The sequence below is a fragment of the Corynebacterium sp. HMSC064E08 genome, assembly GCF_001811805.1.
GTDB lineage: Bacteria > Actinomycetota > Actinomycetes > Mycobacteriales > Mycobacteriaceae > Corynebacterium > Corynebacterium jeikeium_D.
Genome location: NZ_KV806693.1, coordinates 269791 through 296018, shown reverse-complemented (window position 1 = coordinate 296018; position 26228 = coordinate 269791). Strand labels below are relative to the sequence as shown.

23 protein-coding genes are annotated in these 26228 nt (G+C 60.1%); 6 read left to right on the top strand and 17 right to left on the bottom strand.

The genetic code is table 11. The features are described 5' to 3' along the window. Positions 1–6: 6 nt before the first annotated feature. Positions 7–291, bottom strand: coding sequence for an Lrp/AsnC family transcriptional regulator (locus HMPREF2820_RS02875; protein WP_005511316.1), 285 nt, complete (start codon positions 289–291; stop codon positions 7–9). 174 nt (positions 292–465) lie between these two features. Between HMPREF2820_RS02875 and tpx the strand changes: the two genes are divergently transcribed. Continuing rightward, the gene (gene tpx, locus HMPREF2820_RS02870; protein ID WP_049170506.1) at positions 466–963 is read left to right on the top strand and encodes a thiol peroxidase; all 498 of its coding nucleotides are present in this window, start codon (positions 466–468) and stop codon (positions 961–963) included. 64 nt (positions 964–1027) lie between these two features. Here tpx and HMPREF2820_RS02865 read toward each other — a convergent pair whose 3' ends face one another. Together HMPREF2820_RS02865 and HMPREF2820_RS02860 are read right to left on the bottom strand one after the other, a co-directional pair. Next, positions 1028–2065 (bottom strand): hemolysin family protein, encoded by a 1038-nt coding sequence (locus tag HMPREF2820_RS02865; RefSeq protein ID WP_069359517.1) that lies wholly within the window; start codon positions 2063–2065, stop codon positions 1028–1030. A gap of 3 nt (positions 2066–2068) precedes the next feature. Then, entirely contained in the window at positions 2069–3505 is a 1437-nt protein-coding gene (locus HMPREF2820_RS02860) for a hemolysin family protein (RefSeq protein WP_069359518.1), read from the bottom strand. A 15-nt stretch (positions 3506–3520) separates the two neighbouring features. Here HMPREF2820_RS02860 and HMPREF2820_RS02855 point away from each other — a divergent pair, with 15 nt between their 5' ends. Further along, a complete protein-coding gene (locus tag HMPREF2820_RS02855; RefSeq protein ID WP_069359519.1) occupies positions 3521–3733 on the top strand; it encodes a hypothetical protein in 213 nt (70 codons plus the stop codon). Between the two features lie 281 nt (positions 3734–4014). Here HMPREF2820_RS02855 and HMPREF2820_RS02850 read toward each other — a convergent pair whose 3' ends face one another. From HMPREF2820_RS02850 to HMPREF2820_RS02840, 3 genes are all read right to left on the bottom strand, one after another. Continuing rightward, a complete protein-coding gene (locus HMPREF2820_RS02850; RefSeq protein ID WP_070602658.1) occupies positions 4015–4233 on the bottom strand; it encodes a hypothetical protein in 219 nt (72 codons plus the stop codon). Between the two features lie 191 nt (positions 4234–4424). After that, entirely contained in the window at positions 4425–5135 is a 711-nt protein-coding gene (locus tag HMPREF2820_RS02845; RefSeq protein ID WP_070602656.1) for a YceI family protein, read from the bottom strand. A gap of 17 nt (positions 5136–5152) precedes the next feature. Beyond that, entirely contained in the window at positions 5153–5545 is a 393-nt protein-coding gene (locus tag HMPREF2820_RS02840) for a hypothetical protein (protein ID WP_246822191.1), read from the bottom strand. Between the two features lie 81 nt (positions 5546–5626). Between HMPREF2820_RS02840 and HMPREF2820_RS02835 the strand changes: the two genes are divergently transcribed. After that, positions 5627–6016 (top strand): RNA polymerase-binding protein RbpA, encoded by a 390-nt coding sequence (locus tag HMPREF2820_RS02835; RefSeq protein ID WP_005511311.1) that lies wholly within the window; start codon positions 5627–5629, stop codon positions 6014–6016. 303 nt (positions 6017–6319) lie between these two features. On the opposite strand, the gene HMPREF2820_RS02830 is transcribed toward HMPREF2820_RS02835, so the two are convergent. The 5 genes from HMPREF2820_RS02830 to HMPREF2820_RS02810 all read right to left on the bottom strand — a co-directional run bounded on the left by HMPREF2820_RS02830 (position 6320) and on the right by HMPREF2820_RS02810 (position 14955). Continuing rightward, positions 6320–7132 (bottom strand): polyprenol monophosphomannose synthase, encoded by an 813-nt coding sequence (locus tag HMPREF2820_RS02830; protein WP_049170520.1) that lies wholly within the window; start codon positions 7130–7132, stop codon positions 6320–6322. Positions 7133–7144: 12 nt separating this feature from the next. Beyond that, entirely contained in the window at positions 7145–8833 is a 1689-nt protein-coding gene (lnt, locus tag HMPREF2820_RS02825) for an apolipoprotein N-acyltransferase (protein WP_070546148.1), read from the bottom strand. 38 nt (positions 8834–8871) lie between these two features. Next, on the bottom strand, positions 8872–9492 hold the full coding sequence (locus tag HMPREF2820_RS02820) for an FxsA family protein (protein ID WP_048734054.1): 621 nt from the start codon (positions 9490–9492) through the stop codon (positions 8872–8874). Between the two features lie 76 nt (positions 9493–9568). Then, the gene (gene cobN / locus HMPREF2820_RS02815) at positions 9569–13219 is read right to left on the bottom strand and encodes a cobaltochelatase subunit CobN (protein WP_070567063.1); all 3651 of its coding nucleotides are present in this window, start codon (positions 13217–13219) and stop codon (positions 9569–9571) included. A 173-nt stretch (positions 13220–13392) separates the two neighbouring features. After that, positions 13393–14955 carry a lipase family protein gene (locus HMPREF2820_RS02810; protein WP_070602652.1) on the bottom strand — a complete coding sequence of 521 codons (1563 nt, stop codon included), beginning with the start codon at positions 14953–14955 and terminating at the stop codon, positions 13393–13395. 251 nt (positions 14956–15206) lie between these two features. Between HMPREF2820_RS02810 and cobG the strand changes: the two genes are divergently transcribed. The 3 genes from cobG to cobJ are packed head-to-tail and all read left to right on the top strand — an operon-like array spanning position 15207 to position 18658. After that, positions 15207–16382 (top strand): precorrin-3B synthase, encoded by a 1176-nt coding sequence (cobG, locus tag HMPREF2820_RS02805; protein ID WP_070602650.1) that lies wholly within the window; start codon positions 15207–15209, stop codon positions 16380–16382. Between the two features lie 11 nt (positions 16383–16393). Continuing rightward, complete coding sequence (locus HMPREF2820_RS02800; protein WP_070602648.1) at positions 16394–17044, top strand: precorrin-8X methylmutase; 651 nt, start codon at positions 16394–16396, stop codon at positions 17042–17044. 3 nt (positions 17045–17047) lie between these two features. Beyond that, positions 17048–18658 (top strand): precorrin-3B C(17)-methyltransferase, encoded by a 1611-nt coding sequence (gene cobJ, locus HMPREF2820_RS02795; RefSeq protein ID WP_070602646.1) that lies wholly within the window; start codon positions 17048–17050, stop codon positions 18656–18658. Positions 18659–18661: 3 nt separating this feature from the next. Here cobJ and HMPREF2820_RS02790 read toward each other — a convergent pair whose 3' ends face one another. The 6 genes from HMPREF2820_RS02790 to HMPREF2820_RS02765 all read right to left on the bottom strand — a co-directional run bounded on the left by HMPREF2820_RS02790 (position 18662) and on the right by HMPREF2820_RS02765 (position 26221). Then, positions 18662–19402, bottom strand: a complete 741-nt coding sequence (locus tag HMPREF2820_RS02790; RefSeq protein WP_070602645.1) for a cobalt-precorrin-6A reductase — start codon at positions 19400–19402, stop codon at positions 18662–18664. After that, on the bottom strand, positions 19390–20163 hold the full coding sequence (gene cobM, locus HMPREF2820_RS02785; RefSeq protein ID WP_070602643.1) for a precorrin-4 C(11)-methyltransferase: 774 nt from the start codon (positions 20161–20163) through the stop codon (positions 19390–19392). The genes HMPREF2820_RS02790 and cobM overlap by 13 nt, the downstream gene beginning before the upstream one ends. Positions 20164–20209: 46 nt before the next feature. Beyond that, entirely contained in the window at positions 20210–21436 is a 1227-nt protein-coding gene (gene cbiT / locus HMPREF2820_RS02780; protein ID WP_070602641.1) for a precorrin-6Y C5,15-methyltransferase (decarboxylating) subunit CbiT, read from the bottom strand. Continuing rightward, on the bottom strand, positions 21433–22197 hold the full coding sequence (locus tag HMPREF2820_RS02775; RefSeq protein ID WP_070602640.1) for an SDR family NAD(P)-dependent oxidoreductase: 765 nt from the start codon (positions 22195–22197) through the stop codon (positions 21433–21435). The genes cbiT and HMPREF2820_RS02775 overlap by 4 nt, the downstream gene beginning before the upstream one ends. Positions 22198–22229: 32 nt before the next feature. Beyond that, a complete protein-coding gene (locus HMPREF2820_RS02770) occupies positions 22230–23345 on the bottom strand; it encodes a M24 family metallopeptidase (RefSeq protein ID WP_070602638.1) in 1116 nt (371 codons plus the stop codon). Positions 23346–23434: 89 nt separating this feature from the next. After that, positions 23435–26221: a DEAD/DEAH box helicase gene (locus tag HMPREF2820_RS02765; protein ID WP_070602636.1), complete on the bottom strand. Its 2787-nt coding sequence runs from the start codon at positions 26219–26221 to the stop codon at positions 23435–23437. Between the last annotated feature and the right edge of the window lie 7 nt (positions 26222–26228).

Here is a 26228-nt window from a genome sequence, read left to right as displayed (position 1 = left end):
CCGCGCCTACTCCAGCCCGATGGAGAATGCACTTTCCAGGTCGTGCTGAGAGTAGGTGCGGAAAGCCAGCTGAGTCTGAGTGCGAATAACACCGTCGACCTTGCTGATGAGATTTGGAATGATTTCCGCCAAATCATCGTGATTAGTTGCGCGCACCACGACGACCAAGTCCCAGTCACCAGTAACGGAGTAGACCTCAGTCACGCCGTCGATCTCGACGATGGTCTCGGCGGCCTCCGGAATCTTGTCAGCTTCGACATCGATGGACACAATTGCGGTAATCAAACTCATGGCTGCCTTTCCTCGGAGTTTAAACGTGGGGCCCGCTGAATAGCGTGGCCCGGACCGCAAGGTACGCAAGATTGCTCAAGATACTGCGGCCCGGAATTTCATTTCTGTCACGATTCTACTGATTTCCAGGAAACAGCCTGGAGGATCCGGACGAAAGGCGGTAAAAAGGGCGCTATGACACAAACCGCATTTCAGTCCAACCCAGTCCAGCTTTCCGGAGACCTGCCCGAGGTGGGCAACAAGGCTCCGGAGTTTACCCTCACCGGTGGTGACCTCGGTGAGGTCACCAATGAGACCTTCGCTGGTAAGAAGGTCGTCTACAACATCTTCCCGTCCGTAGATACTGGTGTTTGTGCAGCTTCGGTGCGTCACTTCAACGAGGACGCTGCTGGGCTGGACAATACCGTCGTGGTTAATGTTTCGCGTGACCTGCCGTTCGCTCTCGGCCGCTTCTGCGCTGCAGAAGGCCTGGACAACGTTGAGGTTGCCTCGGACTTCCGCCACGGCTTCGGCGAAGCATTCGGTGTTGTCCAGCAGGATGGCCCGCTCGCTGGCCTGCTTGCTCGTGCCGTAGTCGTCACTGACGAAGAGGGCAAGGTCATTTACAACCAGCTGGTCGATGAGATCACCACGGAGCCGGACTACGACTCCGCACTGGCTGCACTGAAGTAATTAGCTAACAAGCTTTCAGCAGCAAGTAACCAGCTGGAATCGACGGGGCTCGTCGGCGCACTCGCTAGGCTGTTGCCTGGCGGACTTCGCCGACGAGCTCTTCTAGTACGTCCTCCAGCGCAACGATTCCGTTGACAGAGCTCTCCGAAGTACTATCTTCCTCCGTCACCAAGGCGAAATGAGCCTGCTCGCGCTGCATAAGCCGCATGACCGTCTGGAGCTTGGCATCCGGGCTGACGCTTGCGAAGGTGCGAATCAGGTTCCGCGGGAAGGGGCGGTCGCGGTGACCGTCGTCAAGCGAGAGCAAATCCTTGACATGAAGGTAGCCGATGAAGCTGCTGTCGGCATCGGTGATGGGGAAGCGGGAAAAGCGCGTGCGTGCGCTGAGCTCTTCGATGTCGGCGACGGTGGCGTCGGGGCCAATGGTGACGAGGGTGTCGAGCTGCATAGTGACATCCGCGGCGGTGAGATGCTCGAAGCCGAGAGCTTTGTGGAGGAGCGCGAGCTCGTCATTGTCGAGAAGGCCCTGACGCCCGGACTCGGCGACGAAATCCTGCACCTGACTAGCGGTGAAGGAGGAATCGACCTCGTCCTTCGGAGTGGCGCGAAGAACCTTGCGAACCACGATGTTCGACGTCGTATTCATCGCCCAGATAACCGGATTGAGCACCCGCACAATCACATACAGCGGAATAGCCACGAACTTCGCCGTCGGGCTGGGAGCCGCAATAGCGATGTTCTTCGGCACCATTTCGCCGACAACCATGTGTAAGAAAGTGACAATCAGCAGCGCCAACGCCAGCGCAACCACGTGGGCGGTGCCCGCGGGGAGTCCCAGCGCTGTCATGTAGGGCTCGAAGAAGTGCGCAATCGCAGGCTCGCCGACGGCACCGATGAGCAGGGAACAGGCGGTAATGCCCAGCTGTGTTGCCGCCAGGGAGACCGACACGTTTTCGATACCGCGCAGCGCGTACTTTGCGCTGGTAGAGCCGCTGACGGCATCCGGTTCAATCTGGTCGCGGCGAGCCGAGACCATCGCAAATTCAGCGGCGACAAACCAGGCATTGAGAGCTAACAGCAAAATAAGAGTAAGTAGTGGCATGTTCTAGCCCTCCTTTTCGCTGTTGTGCTCGACGTGGTTGTGACTGGTGCCGTCCTGATGAGCGCCTTCATCCGTGTGCGCGACCTTGTTGCCGACGCGGTCCACCTGGACACGAATACGGCCAACGCGGTGACGTGCCATGCGCTCTACTCGGAAGGCGACTTCAGCGGTGGTAGGCAAGTTCTCCTCATCGAGGTTTTCGTGGTCGGTGGCTTCGACCGTGACGGTGTCGCCGAAGCGCGGCATGCGATCTAAGCGCTCGGTGATGAAGCCGCCAATCGTGTCGGATTCTTCGCCCTCCGGTAGAACCAGGTTCAGGATCTCTCCCAACTCGTCAGGGCGCATGAGACCGGAAACAATTACCGTATTGGGGCTAATCCGGCTGTAGAGCAACGAACGATCGTCCTGTTCGTCGTCAATTTCACCGACGATTTCCTCGACGAGATCCTCCAGCGTCACAATGCCGTCCGTACCGCCGTACTCATCGACGACAACCGCGAACTGGTATGCATCCTTCCGCAATTGACGCATCAGCGGATCAAGTGTGGTCGAATCGTTCACCACGAGTACATCTTTGGCCAGGCTCGCAGCTGACGTCGTCAAGCGTTGTGCGTGTGGCACGCTGAGCAGGTCGGTGTAGTGCACCACGCCCCGGATGTCGTCGACGCTATTGCCAACGACGGGGAAGCGTGCATGTCCAGAATCTGCGACGACCGTCAGCATCTCTGCGACACTCTGATCTTCGATAAAGATAATCTGCGTGCGTGGCGTCATCACATCAGCCGCAGTGCGCTCGCCGAACTCAATTGATCGCGCCACCAACTCGGCGGTCTGCGGGTTAATCTTTCCTTCATCGCTAGAGCGCGTGACGACGGCACGGAGTTCCTCCGCCGTCCTGGCACTGGCGACCTCTTCCTCAGGGGAGAAGCCGAGCCGTTTTAGCACCCAATTAGCCGCGCTGTTGAGTAGCCAGACCAGCCAGCCGAATGCGAACATGAAGGCATTCTGTGGCCTGACCACGAGGTTTGCGACTTTAGTGGGCTCGGCGATGGCCCAGTTTTTGGGGACGAGTTCGCCAAAGACCATTTGAGTGAAGGTCGCGATAATGAAAGCGCCCGTAGTGCTGATTGCAGTGACGGTGGCGGGAGAGATGCTAGTGCCACCAAATGCGGCTTCGAGGAGGACGCCGAGGGAAGGCCCGGTCAGGAAACCAGCGACGAGGCTGGTGACCGTAATTCCCAGCTGTGCGCCGGAGAGGTTAGTAGAGGTGCGTGATAGAGCACGGTCTACTAAATATGCGGACCTTGAGCCGGCGTTTGCGGCGTTCTTGACGTCGTTTCTATTAACCGTGAGGTAGGAAAACTCGACAGCAACGAAAATTGCGTTGGCGAAAACGAGGAAAAGAAAGACCGCTAAGACGATGAGTGCGGATACAATCACGCGGCATCACCTGAAGTGTTCGCTGCGTTCGCTGAGGATGCTGCGGCGGTTGCTGCGGTGATTGCGCTTACTGCGGCTACAGAGAGCCCGTCAACGTTGGCGCGAGGCTCTGGGTCGTCGGACGAGCCAGATCTATCTGATGTGTCGGATGCATTGGATCTGTCTGAGCTGCTGGATGTGTCTGAGAGTTCAGGCATGCGGGAAATCTTACTAAAAATTCCTGAATAGACGTGTAGCGAAAAATAGTTGTTTGCTGAGTGAGTAAAGCGGTCCGGGTTGGCGGTTCATTCTGACTGGCTGGTCGGCTGGTTAGACCTGACGGTAATGGCGCATCGGCGGTAATGGGGAGGACGGGACCCTTAGGCCAAAATGTCATAATGTATATTATCGGACAAATACTGAAAGTGGTTGGCCCTGCGGTTTTCTGAATTTCCAGGCCTGTCGCCTTTTTCGCCGCCGCCTTTTCTGCTGCCGTGTTCTATCTTGGCGCTTGATCCATGCCGTCGGGCTTATTGCTTATTGGCCTTGGCGTCCGATGCAAGCTCATCCGCGTTGCGAACGGCAATCTCTTCCCGCAGTCGCTTGTTCTGCCACAGAGTCATGCCAATCAGGAATACGCCGACAGCCGCGAGCCACCACACGCCCTTGTAGGTCACGAACGCGATGAAGATAATGAGTAGCACCATTCGCACCTTTCGTGCGAGCAACATTGCTTCGTAGGTGTTCATATCGTTGTGACTCCCAACTAGCCCACCAAAAATGTTTTTGGTGGGATGTCTGTGGTGTGTGACTAAATGGCTTTATTACGTCACAGTGACGAATCGAGGTATTTTTCCGCTGGCTAGAAGCCTCTTTCGGATTAGCTCCGCTGCGATTTTCTTTAGATGGCGGTGCCTGCCAGCCGCGAAACCTACCCGTCCTACGCGTCCTGCTTCTCTGCGACAATGCGCAGATTGAGTTCGCCGTTCTCCTCGATGGATGCAGCTACAAACTGTGGCAGGCGCACGTTGTAATCCAGGCGGTTGATTGGCAAAGTGCCCGACAACAAAACCAAGTTTTCGGTACGAGCGGCCTTCATTGGTACGGTGACATCATTGGTGACACCGCGGATGGTCAGGCGTCCCGGAATCTCGATATTCGCCCACTGGCCGTTATCTGGAATGCTCGAAATATCGAGTGGTTCTGCAAGCTCAAACTTAGCTTCTGGGTACTGCTCAACGCTGAAAATATTGTTGCGGACATTGATGTCACGACGTTCAATATCGCTAGTCAGAGTTGCCATATCAACAACAACGGATGCGTCCTCAAGATTGTTGTCAGCAACCTTCAGCTCGCCGGTGACATCGTGGGTGGAACCGGACGTCGTACGCCTGCTGCCCGGCAGTACCTCGTTAAAAGTAAAACCAACGGAGGTGTTCTGTGAGTTATCGCCACCGACAATCTTCCAGGTGCCATTCGCATCAGTCGTTGCTGCAGGCAGCTCCGTGGCCTCGAAATCTCCTGTACGCACCCCTTCATGCGTGAAAACGCGATACAAAACTGGCCCCACAATAACAATTGCGAGCGCAACAACTGCAACGGCTATCAAAGTAATAATTGACTTACGGACACCAGAATTCATAGTGCTCATCCTATCCTTTTAATCCGCTATGGGATAAACCGTTCCACCTCACGCGTTTTCATAATCAATTCCTGCGTAATCTCCTGCAGGACGGCAGTCTCCATGCCGTCGTCAAGCGCGGTGCGCAAGTCTTCGGCGAGACAACGTACTTCGAAGAGCCCGTCCCCTATTCGCTTTACGACGTCATCGCCCGCCGGCCTGCTCGTGGCATCGTTGGCGGTCTTCAGCGTGAGATCCGAATTGATTCGCTCGGCAATCGGCCTGGAAGCGCCTTTTGCTACGCCAGTGCGTTTTTCATACGCGCGCTGCCGGCAGGCTTGGCTGCAGAACTTGCGACGGCGACCGCGGATGGCGACCTCCATTTCGCGGCCACACCACTGGCAATTGGCAGTAGTTGTGCTCGGCTTTTGATCTGACACAGAAGTCAATTATGGCATGAATACAGATTAAGGCGTTATAATGTGTGGTCTAGTATTTCTACCAAAGGGGGCACGTTCCACATGGCAGATCGAGTTCTTCGTGGCAGTCGCATGGGCGCCGTTTCGTATGAGACCGATCGCGATCATGACCTCGCGCCGCGAATGATGGTCCGCTACCGCACGGAATCCGGTGAGATCTTCGAGGTCCCATTCGCGGATGACGCGGAAATTCCAGGTGAATGGCTGTGCAAGAATGGCCAGATTGGTGAGCTGGTTGAAGGCGAAGGCACTGAAGCCAAGCCGGTGAAGCCTCCGAGGACTCACTGGGACATGCTCCGTGAGCGTCGCTCCATTGAGGAGCTCGACGTGCTGCTGGATGAGCGCGTTGACTTGCTGCGCAAGCGTCGTCGTAACGCCGCTCGCCTGCTGAAGGCTCAGAAGGAAGCCGAAGAGGCAGAGAAGAACGCTTAAGGTTTGAGCTGGCTTGCGCTAGTGAGCTTTAGAGCTTTGTAGCCGTCAATCAAACACTGAAATTCGGGTCCAGATAAGGTTTTGCTCCTTATTCGGACCCGTTTTTCGTTGGTTCCTGGCTGCGGCGGGCCGAGCCGAGTTACTGACTGCGTTTATGACAAAAATGGCCTGAAAAATGGCTTGAAACTGTCATAAACTTAGACAGTTTCACATTTGCAGCCCCCATTCATACAGGCAGCCCGCAGTCATACAGGCAGCCCGTCTCCACACGGGCAGGCCGCAATCTTTGGGGCTGCCCTAGCCCTACTTGCGGAATCGCTGCTTAAACTCGTGACCAGCCAGGCGACCAATCTCCGACCCCAGGTTTTTTACCTGCTGAGAGCGGTGCTTGAATCCCCACTTGGTGACCTGCAGCAGAGACTGCTTCACAAAGCTGCCATCCATCTTGGACTCGCCGTACTCGCGCTCAGTAAAGGTGATCGGAACCTCCTCCACCAAGAAGCCAGCCTGTACAGCCTCAAAAGCGAGCTCGGTCTGGAACAGGTACGCAGCCTTGCCAATGTTGTCGAGATCGAGGGTTTCGAGAACTTCCCGTCGATAAGCACGGTAGCCAGCGGTGATATCCGAGATGCCCGCGCCGAGCGCCAGCGAGATGTAGAGGTTGCCGCCGCGGGAGAGAACCTGACGGCTCATTGGCCAGTTGACGGTCTTGCCGCCCGGAATGTAGCGGGAACCGATGACGACATCGGCACCGTCCTCGAGCTTCTCCAGCAGCAGATGGAACTGCTCTGGTGCGTGGGAGCCGTCGGCATCCATCTCGCAGAGAACCTCGTAGTCGCGCTCGAGACCCCAAGCGAAGCCCGCGCGGTACGCACCCCAGAGACCGCCCTTGCCCTCGCGGTGCAGGACGTAGATGTGCTCTTCGCCGTTGTCCGACTTGTCAGCGGCAGCGATTTCATCGGCGAGCTCACCGGTGCCGTCTGGTGAAGAGTCATCGACAACCAAAATGTCGACGCGAGGCTCCGCTGCGCGCAGGCGTGCAATCACGCCCGGCAGGTTTTCCCGCTCGTTGAAAGTGGGAATGACAACCAGCGTCGACTCATTTAGGGCAGTCACTCGTGATTCTCCTTAGTGCATGTTCTGCTCAGTATCCCGGCCATCAACTTCATCTGCGCCTGCCCTGGCATCTCCGCCACGGCGACGCAGGACGGCACCAACCACACAAAGAATACCGAATGCGGTCAGTAGACCTTCAATCCACGTCCCGAAGCGGGCTGCAAAAGTCAGGTGGGCGTACTGAGGCAGAGTTTCAGTGAGTACCTTCTGCTCGAAGATTTTGCTCCGCTTTACGACGTCTCCGTGCGCATCCACAATCGCGCTCACACCGCTGGTTGCGGCGACGGCCGTGGAGCGTTGGAACTCCATGGCTCGCATGCGGCTCATGGCCAGCTGTTGGTAGGTCATGTCGGTGAAACCGAAGGTGGCGTTATTTGTGGGCGTGGCCAGCATGGTTGCGCCGTGTTTGACTGCGTTGCGGAAGGCACCATCGAAGACCACTTCGTAACAGGTGGCCACGCCTAGATTGACCTTCTTTAAACCATCGGTGCCTGGCGTTGTAACCACGGCATCGCCGTTGCCCGGAGTCATGTCTCCGGCGTGAGCGACCATGTCGGAAAAGTGACGTAGCAGTTCGCGGAATGGCATGGTCTCGCCGAAGGGCTGGAGATAGATTTTCTCGTGCTGGTCGCCGGGGCCGGTCTGCGGATCCCAGACCACCATGGTGTTTTGCACCCCATTGGTGTAGGTAAAGGTGCCGACCACGATGGGAGCGCCAATATTCATCGCGGCGTTTTCGATAATGCGTGCCGCTTCCCCATCCGTAAACGGGCTGACATCGGAGGAGTTTTCGGGCCAGATGACGATGTCCGGCTGCTCTTCCTTACCTTGGTGGACACGTCGGGCCAGCTCATTGGTGGCATCGGCGTGGTTTTGCAGGACTGCGCGGCGCTGGGCATTGAACTCTAAACCGAGGCGCGGAACATTGCCCTGGATAACCGCGACACGGGTGTTGTCAGCGGCCGTAGGCTCAGGCAGCGGTTGGGTCCACGCAGGAAGAACCCAGCCGACGAATAACGCTCCCACCAAAAGCGCAGCGGAGGTTGCATAGGAACGTAGCGTGAGCGCGACCAGTCCCGCACCAACGCAAGCAGCGAGGAAAGTGACCAATGCAGTGCTGCCGATTGCCACTGCTGGGGCCAGCGGGCCGTCGACCTGCCCCCAGGCAACGCGGAGCCAGGGGAAGCCTCCGAAAGGCCAGCGGGCTAGCAGCGCCTCCCCTGCCACGAGCGCAGCGGCCATGCCAGGGAGCTTCAGCGCGAGGGGGAAACTGGATTGGGCAATCAGCCACATCGCAAGCGCCGCCGGAATTGCGAGCAGTCCCAGCACAATTGAGAGCGCCACGTAGGGGCCAATGCCGACGAAGGAGCCGATCCACGGCAGTGAGAAAAGAGCCGTCGCTGTTGCCCAGCTGAAGCCCACCACTACGCTGGATTTCCAATCGGCTGCGCAGAAGAAGGCAAAAATGAGCAGGGCGAGGCCGATCCAGGCCGTCCACCACCAGCTCATGGGCGCATAGCTTAAGAACTGCAATCCACCAGCGAGGATTGCAATGAAGGCGAGAACGAGGCGCTGCTTTAGTGGGGTAAGCGCGCGAAAGCGCGCCTGCCAGCGATTCGGATTCTCCAGAATGTCTTTCGAAGCGTCTTTCTGAGCGACGTTCCCGTGCTCGCTGGAGCGCGCTTGGCGGTTAGTGTGCACTTGTATAAGAGAACTCTCTACGTTTGCGAGTTTTTGAGTTAGCGCTTGTCGCTGTCGTCCTGGTCATCATCCCAGGCGTTGTCCGGTGCCGGTGGGACGATTTTATCCTGTGGGAAGGCCTTGCCATCCGCACCCGGGAAACCACCAGAGAATCCAGGGAAACCCGAAAAACCGCCAGCACCAGCGCCAGTTCCTGGAGCACCCGGGTTCATGCCGTACTGAGAGACCACCATCATGCTGCGGTCACTGAAGTTGCGGAGTCCGTTGAGCAGCGCCACCGATCCGCTCTTACGAATCAGCCAGCGAGTCGGCGGTAGCACCATGAGGAAACCAACAACCGTGGAGACGACGCCCGGCAGGGCAATCAGCCAAGAGCCAACCAACAGGATTGCCGAGTCAGCCACAAAGTGTCCCGCGCCCTTTGCCGAGCGCTTGATTGCCTCCTCCGGATGCTTCTGTCCGTACTCAGTAAGAGTACGAGAAGTATCCAGCAGCAACTTCTGGTAGATGCGCTTGAACTCGATGGCGGCGAAAACCAATCCCAGAATGAATAGACCCAGAACCAGCAGGACGGTCCAGCCATAGCCAATCCATTCACCAAGTGCGATAAAGGCCGCAATCTCGGCGATGAGGTAAATAATTGTGAACCACTTGCTCATAGTTCCCCAGTGTAACCGCCACTAGATGAGCAAGTGGTTACGGCTATCGGCCGGTTAGGCGACGACTAGCGGTCGCCTACCGGTCAGCGCGCTCCTCCAAGTCGCCCTCTGTATCCAGGTAGGTCTGGCGCAGCAGATCCATGCGTTCCTGGTCGGGGTTTTCCCACATACCGCGCTCTGCGGCCTCCATCAGGCGCTCGGAAATATCGTGCAGAGCCCACGGATTCGACTGTTCAAAGAACTCGCGGTTTTCCGGGTTCGCAACGTACTCGTCGGTAAGCGTTTCGTACATCCAGTCATCCATGACCTTCGCCGTCGCGTCGTAACCGAAGAGGTAGTCGACGGTTGCGGCCATTTCGAAGGCGCCCTTGTAGCCGTGGTTACGCATTGCCTGCATCCAGCGTGGGTTGACCACGCGGGCACGGAAGACACGTCGCGTCTCCTCGTGCAGGGTGCGGGTACGCACGGCGTCCGGGCGCGTGGAATCTCCCACATACGCTTCTGGAGCGGAACCCGTCAGTGCACGGACCGTGGCGATCATGCCGCCGTGGAACTGGAAGTAGTCATCGGAGTCGGCGATATCGTGCTCGCGGGTATCGGCATTCTTCGCGGCAACCTGAATACGGCGGTAGGCCGTCTTCATGTCGTCAGCGGCCTCTTCCCCGTCGACGCCGCGGCCATAGGCGTAGCCGCCCCAGGTTGTGTAGACCTTCGCCAGGTCCGCGTCATCGCGCCAGGAACCGGAATCGATAAGTTGCAGCAGGCCAGCTCCATAGGTGCCCGGCTTGGAACCGAAGATACGGCGCGGGCGCTCCTGCTGGTCGGCCTTCGCATGGGCGCGCACGTAGTTGTCCTCATCGGATTCATCAAGCTTGACGACGAGCTGAAACGCGTCATCCAAAAGGTCGATAACATGCGGAAACGCATCACGGAAGAAGCCGGAAATACGGACGGTCACGTCAATGCGCGGTCGGCCCAGCTCCTCCAGCGGAATCGGCTCAAGGCCGACAATACGGCGAGATGCGTCATCCCACACCGGATGCACACCAATCAACGCGAGCACCTCGGCGATGTCATCGCCCGAGGTACGCATGGCGGAAGTGCCCCATACCGACAAGCCAACCGACTTCGGGTACTCGCCGTGGTCGGCGCGGTAGCGTTCAATCAGGCCATCGGCGAGGTTGACGCCGGTTTCCCAAGCCAGGCGCGACGGCACCGCCTTGGGGTCGACCGAGTAGAAGTTGCGGGCAGTTGGCAGCACGTTGACCAGGCCGCGCAGTGGTGAACCGGAGGGGCCAGCCGGAACGAATTCGCCATCGAGAGCGGAAAGAATGCGCGGGATCTCCTCGCTGGTAGCAGCCAGGCGCGGGAGAATTTCGTCGCGGGTGAACTGCAGCAGCTCGACAACCTGATCGAGGCCGTTTGGTGCCGCGATATCGGCGAATTCCTCGGAGCCGAGCACATCAGCCGCGATCTGTGTCACTGGTTGGTCGGGATTCTTCACCACGGCGGTTACCAGTGCCGTAGCCAGTGCATCGATAGAGTCCACAGCGTGGCGTTCATCGGTGCCGTCCTCGGCCAGGCCGAGAGCTTCGCGCAGGCCCGGCAGGGTCTGCTTGCCGCCCCACAGCTGGCGGGCGCGCAACATGGTGGTCACAGTGCCGATTAGAGATTCGTCTTCCGGTGCCTGGCTGAGCACGTGGAGGCCACCGCGGATGGCGACGTCCTTAATCTCGCAGAGCCAGCCGTCGACATGCATGAGCATGTCATCGAAGACCTCCTCGTCCGGGCGCTCGTCCCAGCCGAGGTCGCGGTCCATCTTCGCGGCGGTCAGCAGCGTCCAAATCTCCTGGCGGATGGCCGGCAGCTTGGCCGGATCCATGGCGGAGATGTTCTGGTGCTCGTCGAGAAGCTGTTCCAGACGGGTGATGTCACCGTAGGATTCGGCGCGGGCCATTGGCGGAATGAGGTGGTCGACAAGCGTGGCGTGAGCACGGCGCTTGGCCTGTGTGCCTTCGCCCGGGTCGTTGACCAGGAAGGGGTAGATCATTGGCAGCTCGCCGATGGCAGCATCCGGGCCGCAGGAAGCGGAAAGGCCGACGGTCTTGCCCGGCAGCCACTCCAGGTTGCCGTGCTTGCCCATGTGAACCACGGCATCGGCGCCGAAACCGCCCTCCGCCTGCGGCAGCGACAGGAAGCGGTAGCAGGCCAGGTAATGGTGCGTCGGCGGCAGATCCGGGTCGTGGTAGATACCCACCGGGTTGTCACCGAAACCGCGCGGTGGCTGCACCATGACCACGACATTGCCGAAGGTCAGGCCCGCAATGTAGATGTCCTGGGTATCCGGGTGGACGTACAGGGTGCCCGGCGCGGCACCCCACTTGTCCTGCATGTCGGAGCGAAGTTCTTCCGGCAAGGTAGCGAAGAACTTCTCGTAGGTGGCAGCGGGCAGGCGAAGCTCGGCTGCCTCCATAACCTCTTCGGTCAGCCAGTCCGGGTCCTGGCCGCCGGCCTCGATGATGGCGTGCATGAACGCATCTGGTTCATCGGCACCATCCTCGGCGGTGGCATATCCGGGGATTTTGGTGGTGTCGCCGAGGTTGTATCCGGCGTCGGCAAGCGCGTGCAGCACCTTCAACGTGGATGCTGGTGTGTCCAGACCGACAGCGTTGCCGATGCGGGCGTGCTTGGTCGGGTACGCAGAGAGCATGACGGCGACGCGCTTGTCAGCGTTGTTGATGTGGCGGAGCGCGGCGTAACGGGTGGCGATGCCGGCCAGGCGGTCGCAACGCTCGAGATCCGGGACGTAGGAAATGAGCTCGTCGGAGTCGATTTCCTTAAACGAGAACGCGACCGAGATGATGCGGCCGTCGAATTCGGGGACGGCGACCTGTGTTGCGACGTCCAGCGGCGACAGACCTTCGTCGTTGTCCTCCCATGCCGCCTTGGACGAAGTCAGGGCCAAACCCTGGATGATGGGAATGTTCAGGTCTGCGAGTGCGGCGACATCCCAGCCGTCATCGTCCTGGCCGGCCTGCGCGAGTGCCGGGCGGTTGCCGCCAGCGGCGAGCACCGTGGTGATGAGCGCGTCGCAGGAAGCTAGCTCTGCCAGCAGTTCATCGCTGGCGGTGCGCAGGGACGCGGCGAAGATAGGCTTGGCGACGTAGCCGCGAGCCTCGACCGCGTCAGCAAGCGCCTCAATGTAGTGCGTATTTCCCGCCAGGTGCTGGGCGCGGTAGTAAATAATGCCGACGGTGCCGCGGGAATCTTCCGTGGCCACCTTGGAGTCGCGCTCCAGGAAACCCCAGGCCGGCATGCGAGTGGGCTCTTCAAAGCCAAGACCGGTCAGAAGCAGTGTGTCCGACAGGAAATTGTGCAGCTGTGCGAGGTTCTTTGCGCCGCCTTCCGCCAGGTAAATGTGCGTTTGCGTGGCGACGTTTGCGGGAACTGTCGAATACTCGGTGAGTTCGGCATCGGGTGCCTGCTCACCGGAGACGAGGACGGTGGGAATACCGGAGTTCACAAAGTAGTCGATGCCGGATTCCCAGGCGCGGCGGCCACCGAGAAGTCGGATGATGACGACATCGGCGCCGTCGGCAAGCGTGGGCAAATCATCGTCGAGCAGACGCGCCGGGTTTGCCCAACGGTAGGACACCTCCGGGTTGGCCTGAGCGGCCGCGCGGGCGGACAGAAGGTCGGTATCCGAGGTCGACAGCAGCAGAATCACGGTGTAGTCATTCACTTCCTGGGGAGCAACGCGTCCCCGGTCGGCGGGAGTCTGCCTTCTAACCGATGACGAGGTCTGACTGTGACAGTGGCGCGACCGTGCGGATTTTCACCGAGCTTCTCGTCAGCGGCATGGCAGTGGATTTCTCCATCACTCTACTGCAGGGGCTATTGCTAGAGTTCCAGCGACTGCTCCGCCGGCTGATCTGGGAAGTGGGACCAGAGGAAGTCGGTGGCATTAGTCAGTTCCGCGAGCATCGGAACGATATGGTTAATGCCCGTCTTCGGTAGCACCGGTGAAGTCGTGTTTTCGACGTACTCCAGGTCGGCGAAGCCGAGATTCAGCCAGGAATCGCGCAGCTTGCGAACCTGGTTGATGGGGATGATGTCATCATGCTCACCCGAGTAGAGGTACACCGGCGCATTTGGGACGAAGTTGCCGACGCGCTGGCGTGCGAGTTCCTTCTGTACCGGCTCGTAGCGCTTAATCATCTCGCTGAGTGACTCACCGCTAGTCGTGTACTGGTCAGTGGTTTCAAACGAGTGATGGAAACCCAAGCCACCCGCGCAGTAGTTGCCCACGTTGTCCAGCAGTTCTTTGCCTTCGGGGCTGATTTCTTCCTTGAGGACTCGGCGCAGCTCCGGATCCTTATCCAGGACAGAATTGATTGCCAGTGCAATCGCGGCGGTCAGCGTAGTGCCATCAATCTGGTCGAGGACGTTTGCGAGATCGGACGGCGGGCCGCCGGCGGCAGATGCGGCGACGTTGAGCTCTGGAGCGTAGACACCTGCACGCTCAGCGGCTGCAGCGGCTGCGGAGCCACCCTGGGAGTAGCCATAAATTCCCACGGGCGCATTTTTGTCCACGCCGAGCTCGTGTGAGGCAGACACGGCATCAAACAGTGACTGTGCCGAGGCGATGTTGTCGACGTAGTCCTGGTTACCCTGGGAATTGCGGTGGTGGTCGATCATCACCACAGTCGCGCCTCGCTTCAAGTTCGCGACCATCGGGATCGTCTCGTATGGAGCAATAATGTCCAACGGACCGAACTCAATCTTTAGGCCGGTCTGCGAGGATACCGAGGGGTCGCACTTTTCCGCGCCACCCTGCGTGCCCGGCGCGATTGCGACGACCGGACGCGGACCGCTGCCCTTCCACTCCGTCTTCGGCGTCACCACAAGGGCTGTGTCCACACTGGGATTTCCGAGGGAATCCGTGGAGTTGTAGTGAATACGCTTGGCATCCACATTCCACAGCTTGTCGTTCACCATCATCTCGGCATCCTCACTGCTGACCAGCATGCCGGCATTTGCCGTGCGCGACGGGGTCAGCGGCAGAGAATTCAGCGGAGAGGCTGCGGCCACGCGAGCCTGTTCCGGGGTCAGCTGCCTGCCTGCGCCCTCGCTACCAGACTCCTCATCGTCTTTCTCGATGCCGAGTAGCCTCTCCATATTCGGGTTCGGTACATGGCCGAAACCAGGCAGTTCGCGGTTTGCGCTTGACGACGACACCTTATCCGCCAGCCCACTATCCGATAGGCCCGGGATGTTTAGTGGCTGTGCGTTTGCAGGTGTAGCCAGGCCGATGGTCATAAGACCTGCTAGCGCTACCCCGATTCCCGTTCGGATTGTGCGACGGTTTCGTCGTGAAGCAGAGCGTGTCTGTGTCGAGGCACGGCCGGTGCCGACGGTGTCGTGTGCCTCGTGCGTGAGTGCTTCAGCGTCGTGATGTGGCATGAAATCTCCTGAATAACCCCAGATTGAAAACCCAATGAAAACTTCCCTTAATTCAGAGGAAGTTAGGTTATGAAAACAATAAGGTTTTAAAAAGGTAGATCGGTGGATTTTCAGTGAAGAATTTGTATGTTTTTGCGGAGGGGTATGAAAACTCCACTTCAGGATGGTTTCGTTGGGCTGGAAAGGGGCTGGATAATGTGCCCCTGTTTTCGGGGGCTCAGCTCTGTGTGTGTTTGCGTATTCTTGAGAGTATGACTGCATCTGATCAAGGAACCCGCACTCGTCAGGACGGTTGCCCCGGCAGCCGCAAGGTTCATATCGCAGCTGATGGCGCAATTGGTCGTCTGCGCTTCCCCGGAGGCTTTCTCCCCGCGCCGGGCTTCGCCGTACTCGCCGATTTGGCCGAGAATTTCGGCGACGGTGATATTCACTTCACCTCCCGCGGCAATGTTCAGATCCGTGGCATCACCAACACCGGCGCATTCGCCGATGCCGCGGAAGAAGAGAAGCTGGTTCCCTCCACCAGCCACGACCGCGTACGCAACGTTCTTCAGTCGCCGCTGTCCGGTCGCGTCGGCGGTAAAGCTGATGTTCGTGACCTGGTTCAAGAGTTCGACAAGGCTCTCATCGCGGAGCCGTCGCTGGCAACACTGCCAGGTCGCACACTCATGGCTTTCGACGATGGCCGCGGTGACGTGCTCGGTGAGCGCCCCGACTTCGGTGTTGTCGCCCACGATGAGAACACGTTCGAACTCATCATTGGCGGCGCGACCTCGGGGCTTGTCGTCTCGCGTGACGACGTCGTGGAGGCTCTCATCACCACAGCGAAGGTGTGGAATGACAGCCGTGGTTCAGCCTGGCGCATCGCCGAAGCCAATGCGGCCGAGCGCATTGCTGATGCCGTAGTCGAGGAATTGGGCGCGCGAGTTCGTCGCCAGGAGCCGACCCCGGCTGAGAGCTTTGATGCCACCGCCGGGCTGTCCCGCCAGATCGGTTGGATTGACCAGCCGGATGGCCTGGTTAGCCTGGCCGCTGGCCTGCGCTTTGGCGTCCTCCCGGCGCGTCTGGCCCGTGCGATTTCGCATACGCAAGTTCCTGTGCACGTCACTCCGTGGTACTCGCTGATTCTGCACGATTTGGAAGAGGAAGTTGCCGAACAGGTCGTCAAGGTATTGGCGCCCAATGGCCTGATCTTCGACCGGAAGTCCACCTGGTTGCGCGTCAGCGCCTGCACCGGACGCCCCGGCTGCGAAAAGTCTCTGGCTGACACCCGCGGCGATGCTTCTCACGCGATTGCCGATGGCCGACTGCCCGAGGGGCGCGTGCACTTCTCCGGTTGTGAGCGTCGCTGCGGCAAGCCCAAGGGCGGTTATTTCGACTATCTCGCCACCGGGGACGGAGAATACGAAGTCACTGCTGTGGACTAGGCTTTAAGCCTATGAAGCGCTTTGAGTACAACACCGACGGTGCGGATATTTACCGTAACTCGTTTGCCATCATTCGCGAAGAAAGCGATCTTTCCCGCTTCGATGCCGATGAGGAAACCGTAGCTGTCCGAATGATTCACGCAGCAGGTCAGACCGACCTGGCCAAGGACATCGTCTTTTCCACGGGAGCTGTGCGCGCAGCTCGCCAGGCTCTCGAGGAAGGCGCTCCTATCTTCACCGATGTCAACATGATCGCCTCGGGTATTACCCGCAAGCGCTTACCTGCTGACAACGAGGTCATCTGCCTGCTGCGTGATGAGCGCGTCCCCGAGCTGGCTCAAGAACTCGGCACCACGCGCACTGCTGCCGCCGTGGAGCTGTGGAAGCCACGCCTAGAGGGCGCGGTTGTCGCCATCGGCAACGCTCCCACCGCCCTTTTCCACCTGCTCAACCGCATTAATGAGGGCTCCTTCCCCATGCCCGCTGCCATTTTGGCCATGCCAGTGGGCTTCGTCGGTGCCGCGGAATCAAAGCAGGCCACTATCGACTCCGGTGCCGAAAACCCAGAGCTGAAGTACATCACCGTCACCGGCCGTCGCGGTGGCTCGGCTATCACCTGTGCTGCCCTCAATGCCATTGCCACCGCAAAGGAGATCATCTAAACCATGTCCGGCTCCTACAGTGCTCAGCCTGGTCATCTCTACGGCGTCGGACTCGGTCCCGGCGACGCAGGTCTCATTACACTCCGCGGTGCCGACATCATCCGCACAGCCGATGTCATCGCCTACCATGCCGGCACTCACGGACGTTCCACGGCGCGCTCAATCGCCGCCGAACTGATTGACGCGCGTGACGACGCTGCCGTGGAAGAGCAATTGCAATACCCGGTGACCACGGGGCGCCCAGCCGACTACCGCGAGCAGCTCGCCGGTTTCTATGCAGAGGCCACTGCTCGCCTGCACAAGCACTTGGCCGAGGGACGAAGTGTTGCAGTTCTTTCGCTCGGTGACCCGATGCTCTATAGCTCGTATCAGCATCTGCATCACGCCCTCAGCGAGGACTTTCCCACTGAGATTGTCCCTGGAGTGGCCAGCATTACTGCGGCGGCAGCAGAGATTGGTCAGCCGCTCGGCGAGGCTACCGAAATCGTCAGCGTTGTTCCCGCCACCGCTGATTCCGAGCGCATCGCTGCGGTTCTTGGCGCCTCAGACTGTGTAGTCATTATGAAGCTGGGGAAAAACGTTGAGAAGGTTCGTACAGCGTTGCAGTCCGCAGGCATGCTTGAGCGCGCCTACGTTGTCGAGCGAGCAACCATGAATGAGCACACCAGCTACCCGCTGGCCGATGCAGATCCGGAGAAGGTTCCGTACTTCGCAGTAGCCGTCGTGCCTTCCGCTGTCTACGGAACTGAACGGAGTGTTTCTGGAGCATCAGAGCTAGCTGATGATACGGCGAGCGATACAGTCACCGATACGGCGACTGAGTCGGCTGCCCCAGCAGTTGGTGAAGTCGTCGTTGTCGGCCTGGGCCCGGGTGCGGAGCGCTGGACCACCCCAGAAGTCACTGAGGAACTGGCCCGAGCCACGGATCTGGTGGGCTACTCCACCTACATCAACCGGGTTCCTGAGCGCGCCGGGCAACGCCGCCACCTCTCAGACAACCGCGTAGAGGCAGAGCGAGCCACTATGGCGCTGGATATCGCCAAGCGTGGAGGTCGAGTTGCGGTGGTCAGTTCCGGTGACCCGGGGGTCTTCGCTATGGCGGCCGCAGTGCTGGAAGTCGCTGATGACGATATGTGGCGAGACATTCCAGTTCGAGTCGTGCCGGGCATGACTGCGGCTCAGGCTGTCGCAAGTCGAGTGGGCGCTCCCCTTGGCCATGACTTTGCGATGCTCAGTCTCTCCGACAGGTTGAAGCCCTGGGAGGTCGTCGTTAAGCGAGTGCGAGCCGTAGCCGGTGCGGACATGGCGTTTGCTGTCTACAACCCGGCGTCCAAGTCGCGGAGGTGGCAGATTCGCGAGCTGCGCGCGCTGGCTTTGGAATACCGCAAGCCAACCACGCCGGTGATTGTGGCACGGGCAGTCGGCTCCGAGCAGGAAAACGTCACCGTGACCACGTTGGCGGAGTTCGATCCGGATGTCGTCGATATGCGAACCATGGTGATTATTGGTTCGTCGTCGACGAAGGCGTATCGTGCCGGCAAGACCACTCGGGTCTACACCGCACGCCACTACGGTGAGGGCGGCACCAGCGGAACTGGCGAATTGCTGCGTTAGCCGCTACGCCCGGCGGATAACGGCGTTGTACGCCTCATCCACCGTTGTGGCGACGGTGGCGATATCCGCGCCGGGCAGCTGCGGGCGCTGCACGATAATGACCGGCTTCTTCAGGTCGCGGGCTGCCTCGATCTTGGCGTAGGTAGCAGCACCACCGGAGTTTTTGGTCACTACGCAGTCCACGGCGTAATCCCGCATGAGCTTGCGCTCCGCTGCGACATCGTAAGGCCCACGGCTGAGAATAATCTTCCGATTCTTCGGAAGCGGCGGCGCGGGCTGTTCCACACAGCGAATGAGGTAACGGCCGTTGGAATCACCGGCAAATGGAGCAAGCTGCTGACGGCCAATAGTGAGAAACGGGCTGTAGAAACGGTCGGCAACAACGTCCGCGGCCTCCTGCATGGAGGACACCTCAATCCAGTTGTCGCCTGGCTGCTTCTCCCACGCAGGGCGATGCAGCGCAACGAGCGGAAGACCGGTAGCGCGGGCAGCTTCAGCAGCAGATTCGCTGATCTGTTCTGCATACGGATGCGTGGCATCGATGATGACTTCCGTGGCATCGGAGATTAGCCACCGAGTCAGTCCTGCGGGACCGCCAAAACCGCCGATACGGACATTGCCGACGGGCAGCTTGGGGTTTGAAACGCGACCGGCCAGTGAAGAGGTGACAAACCAGCCCTCGCCCACTAAGCGCTTGGCCAGGGCGCGGGCTTCAGCAGTCCCACCCAGAATTAGTGCACGCATGGAATGGTCCGTCCGTGTTCATCGCGTGGGCGATCATCGCTGTAGAGGTAGCTATCCGGGAACGCCTCGGCGGTGAGCACCTTGCCGACAATGATGACAGCCGTACGAGTCACACCGGCATCCTTGACCTGCTGCGCGATATCAGACAGCGTGCCGCGGAGAATAACCTGTTCCGGGCGGGATGCGAAGGCCACGACTGCCACCGGACCGTGCTCACCATAATGCGGGGTGAGCTCCTCGACCACACGATCGATGTCGTGGGCGGCCAAGTGAATGCACAGAGTCGAGCCCGTGCGGCCGAAGTTCTCCAGGGTCTCGCCCTCCGGCATCTTGGAAGCGCGCCCGGAGATGCGAGTCAGCACCACTGACTGCCCAACAGTTGGCACCGTGAGTTCGTGGCCCAGAGCGGCCGCCGCCGCGGAAAATGCCGGCACACCCGGAACGATTTCGTAGTCAATGCCGAGCTCGCTGAGACGACGAACCTGCTCTGCCAGCGCCGACCACACCGACGGGTCACCGGACTGCAGGCGTGCGACATCCTTGCCCGCCGCATGTGCCGCCTGAATGGTCTCGATGATGGTATCCAGCGGCATACGCGCGGTATTGATAATCTCTGCGCCCTCGGGGCAGTTTTCCAGCACCTCAGGCGGGACAATCGATCCCGCGTAAAGACACACTGGGCAGGAACGAATAAGCCGGTCCGCGCGCAGCGTCAGCAAATCCGCTGCCCCCGGGCCTGCACCGATGAAATACACAGTCATTGTGAGTTACAGAGTCCTCAATATTTTCTAGACAGAGAAATTACGTCTATGGTAGCGCAGGCGCTACTGGCTTCTCCGCCACCCACTGCACCACCGGCAACGCCGGCCGCCACGCAGTGAAACTGCCGACTGCACCTGCGCGCTCCACGGAAAGCCGGGTGACATCCCCGCCATAGTCGCGACGCGCCTGCCACAGCAAAGCCTCCGACTCCAGCGTCACGGTGTTCGCGACGATGGTGCCTCCCGGGGCAAGGCGTTGCCAACAGGTTTCAATCATGCCGTCAGCAGTGAGACCTCCGCCGATGAAAATGGCATCGGGGCGAAGATTCGAGTCAGCCAAAACCCCCGGCGCTGCGCCATGGTGGACATTCACATTGCCAGACAGAGTCGCCACATTCTTAGCAATTCGCTCTGCACGAACAGCATCGCGCTCAAAAATCTCCGCACGCCCACCGTGCCGAGCCCACTCAATGCCAATCGATCCTGTGCCACCGCCGACATCCCACAGCAGCGCTCCCGGCCGCGGATCCAATGCAGCGACCGTCATTTGGCGAATCGGCGCCTTCGTCAGCTGGCCATCTGAATCAAAGTCACCGTCGCGCAGCCAGCCGCGCGCGCTTCCCGACGGCTCCACCGCCAGCACCGTGAGGTTGCCAGCTGGAACTGGTGGGTTCGCCACCGTGCCTGCGGCAACGGACTCCGGCAGCCCTGTAGCTTCCGTGCCGCCGAGATTGGTCAGCGCGGTGAGCTTGGTGTCTGGGCGGTCGGCTAAAACCGTAGCGACCTCTTTCACTGAGTCCGCGTTTCGGCACAGCACCAGGAAGGGCCGTAGTGAATCCGCTACCGGTACCACACGCGCGGCTCCAGGTAGCCCCGGCTCCCCTGTCACCAGCGAAATCACCGGAGTGCCATGCAAGGGCCAGCCGAGGTAGGCGCAGGCCAATGAGGCTGACGATGGCGCTGGAATAACCTCCACGGCGCCACGGCCGAGCTCCCGAACTAGGGACGCCCCTACACCGTGGAACATAGGATCCCCACTGGCGAGGATGACATCGACTGCGGGGTCAATATCTGCCAGGGTGGCCTGCCAGTCCTTCCAGAAGCCACCTGGCCAAGGTGAGAGGTCGGCGTCCAGGTTGACGTCGGCAAGCAAATGGAGCTGACGGGGAGAGCCAATGATGCGGCGAGCCGACGACAACGCATCGACAGCGCGCGCGGATAGACCAGCGTACCCGTCGCAGCCGATGCCGACGACGCGAAGCTTTGGGCTCATCGGGGCATCTTCCGCCAAATCCAGCGCGGAGTCAGATGTGTGGCGCGGGCGAGCAATGCCAATTTGCGCGGAACCCAGACGTGGGGCTTCCGACCGTCGAAAGCGGTGACGGCGGCCTCAGCGACCTCGGCGGGGCGCGAGGACATCGGTGCCGGCTTCATGCCTTCGGTCATGCGGCCGATGACGAAGCCAGGCCGGACAATCGTCAGCTGAATATGGCTGCCGTGCAGGCGGTCCTGCATGCCCTGGAGGAAACCGTCGAGGCCGGCCTTCGCCGAACCGTAGACGTAGTTGGCGCGGCGCACGCGGGCACCTGCGATAGAGGAAAAGGCCATGATGCGGCCCGCGACCTTATCGCGCACAGGCAGCGTGCCGGCGGCGATGTCGGACTCCATGCGCGCGACAATCTCAGTGAGAATCGACGCCTGTGCCGTGAAGTCGGTATGAATGACTGCCGCAGCAGCCTCGCCGGACTCCTCACACTTTCGCTGATCACCGAGGATGCCGAACGCGACAATCACCGTGTCGATGGGACCGTGCTGCCAGGCGTGCTCAACAAACTGACGGTGTGCGGCGATGTCATCGGCATCAAAGTGGATGCGGTGCACCGCGACGGCACCGGAGTCGATGAGCCGACCGGCAATGCCGTCGAGCGCCTCAGTGCGGCGCGCAGCGAGCGTGAAGGTGTTGTGGTTGGCCAGTCGCGCGGCAACTTCCCCGCCGATCTCGCTGGTGGCACCAAGAACGAGTACGTGTCCCATGCGCTAGAAAATACCTTTCCTCTAAGCCTTGATTAGACGGTAATTAAATCGTGCGGACCATTATTGACCGATTCTCCGCCGTCTTCGGTGACAACGATGATGTCTTCCAGGCGCATACCGAACTCACCCGGCAGGTACACGCCCGGCTCCACCGAAAACGCCATGCCAGGCTCGAGCTTGAGCTCATTGCCAGCCATAATGAACGGTTCTTCATGCGTGGACAGACCAATGCCATGACCAGTGCGGTGAATGAAGTACTCGCCGTAGCCCGCAGCGGTGAGGCTATTACGCGCAATCGCATCGATCTCTGCGGCCGTCACGCCGGGGCGCACCGCCGCCACGGCAGCTTCCTGCGCCTTGCGCAGAGCTGCCCACGCTGCAGCTTCCTTCTCCCCCGGCTTGCCGACGACATAGGTGCGCGTGCAATCGGAGTGGTAGCCAAGCGGCAAGGTGCCTCCGATATCGACGACCACCACATCACCTTCCTCGATGACGCGGTCGGAGAAATCGTGGTGCGGATTCGCGCCATTTTCAGCGGAGCCGACAATGACGAAGTCAATGGCGACGTGCCCCTCCTCCAGGATGGCAGCCGAGATCTCGTCGGCGACCTCGCGCTCAGTGCGACCTGCGCGCAGCATGCCCGGCACTCGAGCGTGAACGCGGTCAATAGCGGCGCCGGCCTCGCGCAACTGATCAATCTCAGCGGCGTCCTTGCGCATGAACAGTTCCTTCAGAAGGTCTCCGGCCAACACAGTCTTGGCTCCGGTGAGATCCTGGATAGGAATCAAGTGGTCAGCGGTCAAAGAGGCTCCCACTGCGAGGGTGCCCACGTGGCCCACCAAGTCGGCGACAATGCGGTGCGGATTCTGGCCGTCTTCCCACAACACCACATCGGCGTTGAGATCACCGATTGCACACAGCGGCAGATCCCCGCGCTCCACGGCGGGCAGTACCAGTGTGGTGGTGCCGGATGCAGTGACCACCAGCGCGGTGAGACGCTCATGCGAAGTGACCGCAGAACCAATGAGATACTGCAGGTCAGCGCCGGTTCCAAAGACTGCAGCGTCCGCATCGCGGCTGCGGAGTAGCTCCGCAGTGCGATTCAGACGCTGCTGATAGATGTCAAAGCTAAAGATACCGTTGCTCATAGTTGCCAACTGTACCCGTCGGCCTGTGCCCGTCGCCGGTTGAGTGGCCTCGGGGCGACGAGGCTTCGGCTGACCAACGTAACCGGCAACTAATTGTTCAGCGCCACTACGCCCCTGCGAATTGCCTGAATAGCCTCGGCGGACTTGTCGCGAATGTCCGTGGAGTAGCCTGTCTTCTTGATCTGCTGCAGCAGGTCAATGACCTGACGACACCAGCGGACAAAGTCACCTGGAGTCAGCTCCGCGCCGCTTTCGGCCGCTACCTGCAGGCAGTACCCCAGCGGTGCGCCCGCAGTCCACTGATGAATCGCCGTAGCAAAAGCCATATCCGGCAAGTCCGTCACCGGCAGCCGGTAGCGGCGCTCATCCTCCGACAGTTCCTCCCAGATGCGGTAGGTGTTCCCCAGCGCCTTGGCCAGTGGCTCCGTCGGCACTTCGTCACTGCCCTGGCTGGCCTTGCGGTTTTCAAAGACCAAACTCGACACCGCACCGGCGAGTTCCGCGGGGTCCAGATCATCCCAGATGCCCCGGCGCAGACACGTGGCCACCAGCAGATCCGAGCCGTTGTGAATCTGCGCCAGCCGAAGGCCTTCCTCGGTAATTGTCGGCTCCGCGCCCTCCGGCCATTCGACGTAGTCCATCTGTGTTAGCAACTGCAGCATGCGGTCGAATGTGCGCGCCAATGTATCCGAGGCGGAATCGACGCGCTTCTGCAGCTTGGCCACATGCGCCTCGGCCTGCCGCAGCGTATCGGCGTGACGAGCCATCGTCTCCACCACAGGATCGCCATGTAGCGGATGCTCGCGCAGCTCCTGGCGCAACTTCCTCACCGCCGGCGAGTTGCCACCAGTGCGACGCTTCAGCCTCTTTGGTCCTTTTAGCCCCTTGCGGCCAATCTCTGCGCGCACAATTCCGAGCGCACGTCGCGGATGCCGGTCCGCATCCCGAGGCAGCTTAATCGCGCCGACCGTCTGCGGCGCCGCTGGGAAGATATGCGGCTCCACACGCCCCACGAACCCGCCGACACTGATGACACCGGGACGTGGATTCGACTTCGAATGGTCCTCTCGGTACACCACCGCCAGCTGCACCTTCTTACCCTTCGGCAGCGGAATAACCTCGCCTCGACGGAGTCTGCGCAGCGCGGTCACTGTTTCCGTGTGGCGGTCTTCAATATTGCGGCGCTTGGCGTTCTTCTCCTCCTGGGTCAGCTTCGCGCGCAGATCCAGATATTCAAGCATCTGGGTCAGGCGCTCGTCGTCACGCGAACTGCCTTCCTCGCTTGACGACGACGCTTCAGCCTCCGCCCCTTCAGCGTGCGCATCGGCTCCCCTGCCGAGCAATTCCGCACGCAGGGCCGCGGCTTCCTGCTTGGCCTTGGACAGTTCGGCGGCGACTCCGACAATGTCGCCATCCGCCTGGAACTGGGCGAATGAGCGCTCCATGACGCGCTTCGAGCCTTCGTAGCCGAGCGTCTGCAGGAGGTTGACGCTCATGTTGTAGCTCGGCGCGAAGGTGGAAATCAGCGGATATGTGCGCGTAGATGCCAGCCCTGCGACAGCCTTCGGATCCATTGCCGGGGCCCACTGCACCACTGCATTGCCGACAGTGTCGATGCCGCGGCGGCCAGCGCGACCGGTCATCTGCGTGTACTGACCCGGCGTGAGATCCACGTGTGCTTCGCCGTTGAACTTGACCAGCTTCTCCAGCACGACCGTGCGGGCAGGCATGTTGATGCCCAGCGCAAGCGTCTCGGTGGCGAAGACAACCTTGACCAGGCCTTCGTTAAAGAGCTCTTCCACAATGTGCCGGAACGCAGGCAGCATGCCCGCATGGTGCGCCGCAAAACCACGGATGAGAATGCGGCGCCAGCGCAGGAAACCGAGAACCTGCAGATCTTCCTTCGGAATGTGTGCAACACCGTCATCGATAATCTTGGCGATGCGCTCCTGCTCATCCCGGTCAGTGAGCTCTGCGCGCGTAGCACCGACCTGCGCCAGCGCGCCTTCGCAGCCCGCGCGGGAGAAGATGAAAACGATCGCGGGCAGCATGTTCATGGAGCCGAGCATGCGGATAACATCGCCGCGCTTCGGCGGACGGAACTTGCGCTGCCCCTTATCGCCCCAACTATACGAGCGCCCACCGCCCTTGTGCTTTTTGTACTGGTAGCGCTCCCTGGCCCCAGCGTCGCCGTAGCCGAACTCGGCACGACGGCACGCCTCCAACAGGTCCTGATTGACCTTGTCCGACTTCGCCTCGAAGAGTGGATAGAGCCGGTTTCCCGCCAGCATGTGCTGATGCAGCGGAACCGGGCGCAGATCCGTGACAATAACGTCCGTGTGCCCGCGCACCGTGGAAAGCCAGCGACCGAACTCCTCGGAGTTGGACACCGTCGCCGACAAACCGATGACGGCCACGGACTGGTCGAGGTTCAAAATAACCTCTTCCCAGACAGCGCCGCGCTCGCGGTCTGCGAGGTAGTGAATCTCGTCCATCACCACATGCGTGAGTTTCTTCAGCGTCGGTGAGTTCGCGTAAATCATATTGCGCAGCACCTCGGTGGTCATCACCACGATGTCCGCGTCGCCATTAATAGAAGTGTCGCCAGTGAGCAGGCCTACGCGGTCCTCGCCGTAGTCCTCGACTAGGTCGTGGTACTTCTGGTTGCTCAACGCCTTGATAGGTGTGGTGTAAAAGCACTTGCCACCGCGCTCAAGAGCTGCATAAATAGCGAATTCGCCAACAATGGTCTTGCCCGCACCGGTGGGTGCACAGACGACAACGCCCCGCCCTGCCTCAATTGATTGGCAGGCGCGGAGCTGAAAGTCGTCAAGATCGAAATCCTGTTGGCTGACGAAATCGCCGAGAAGAGTCATGCTTCTA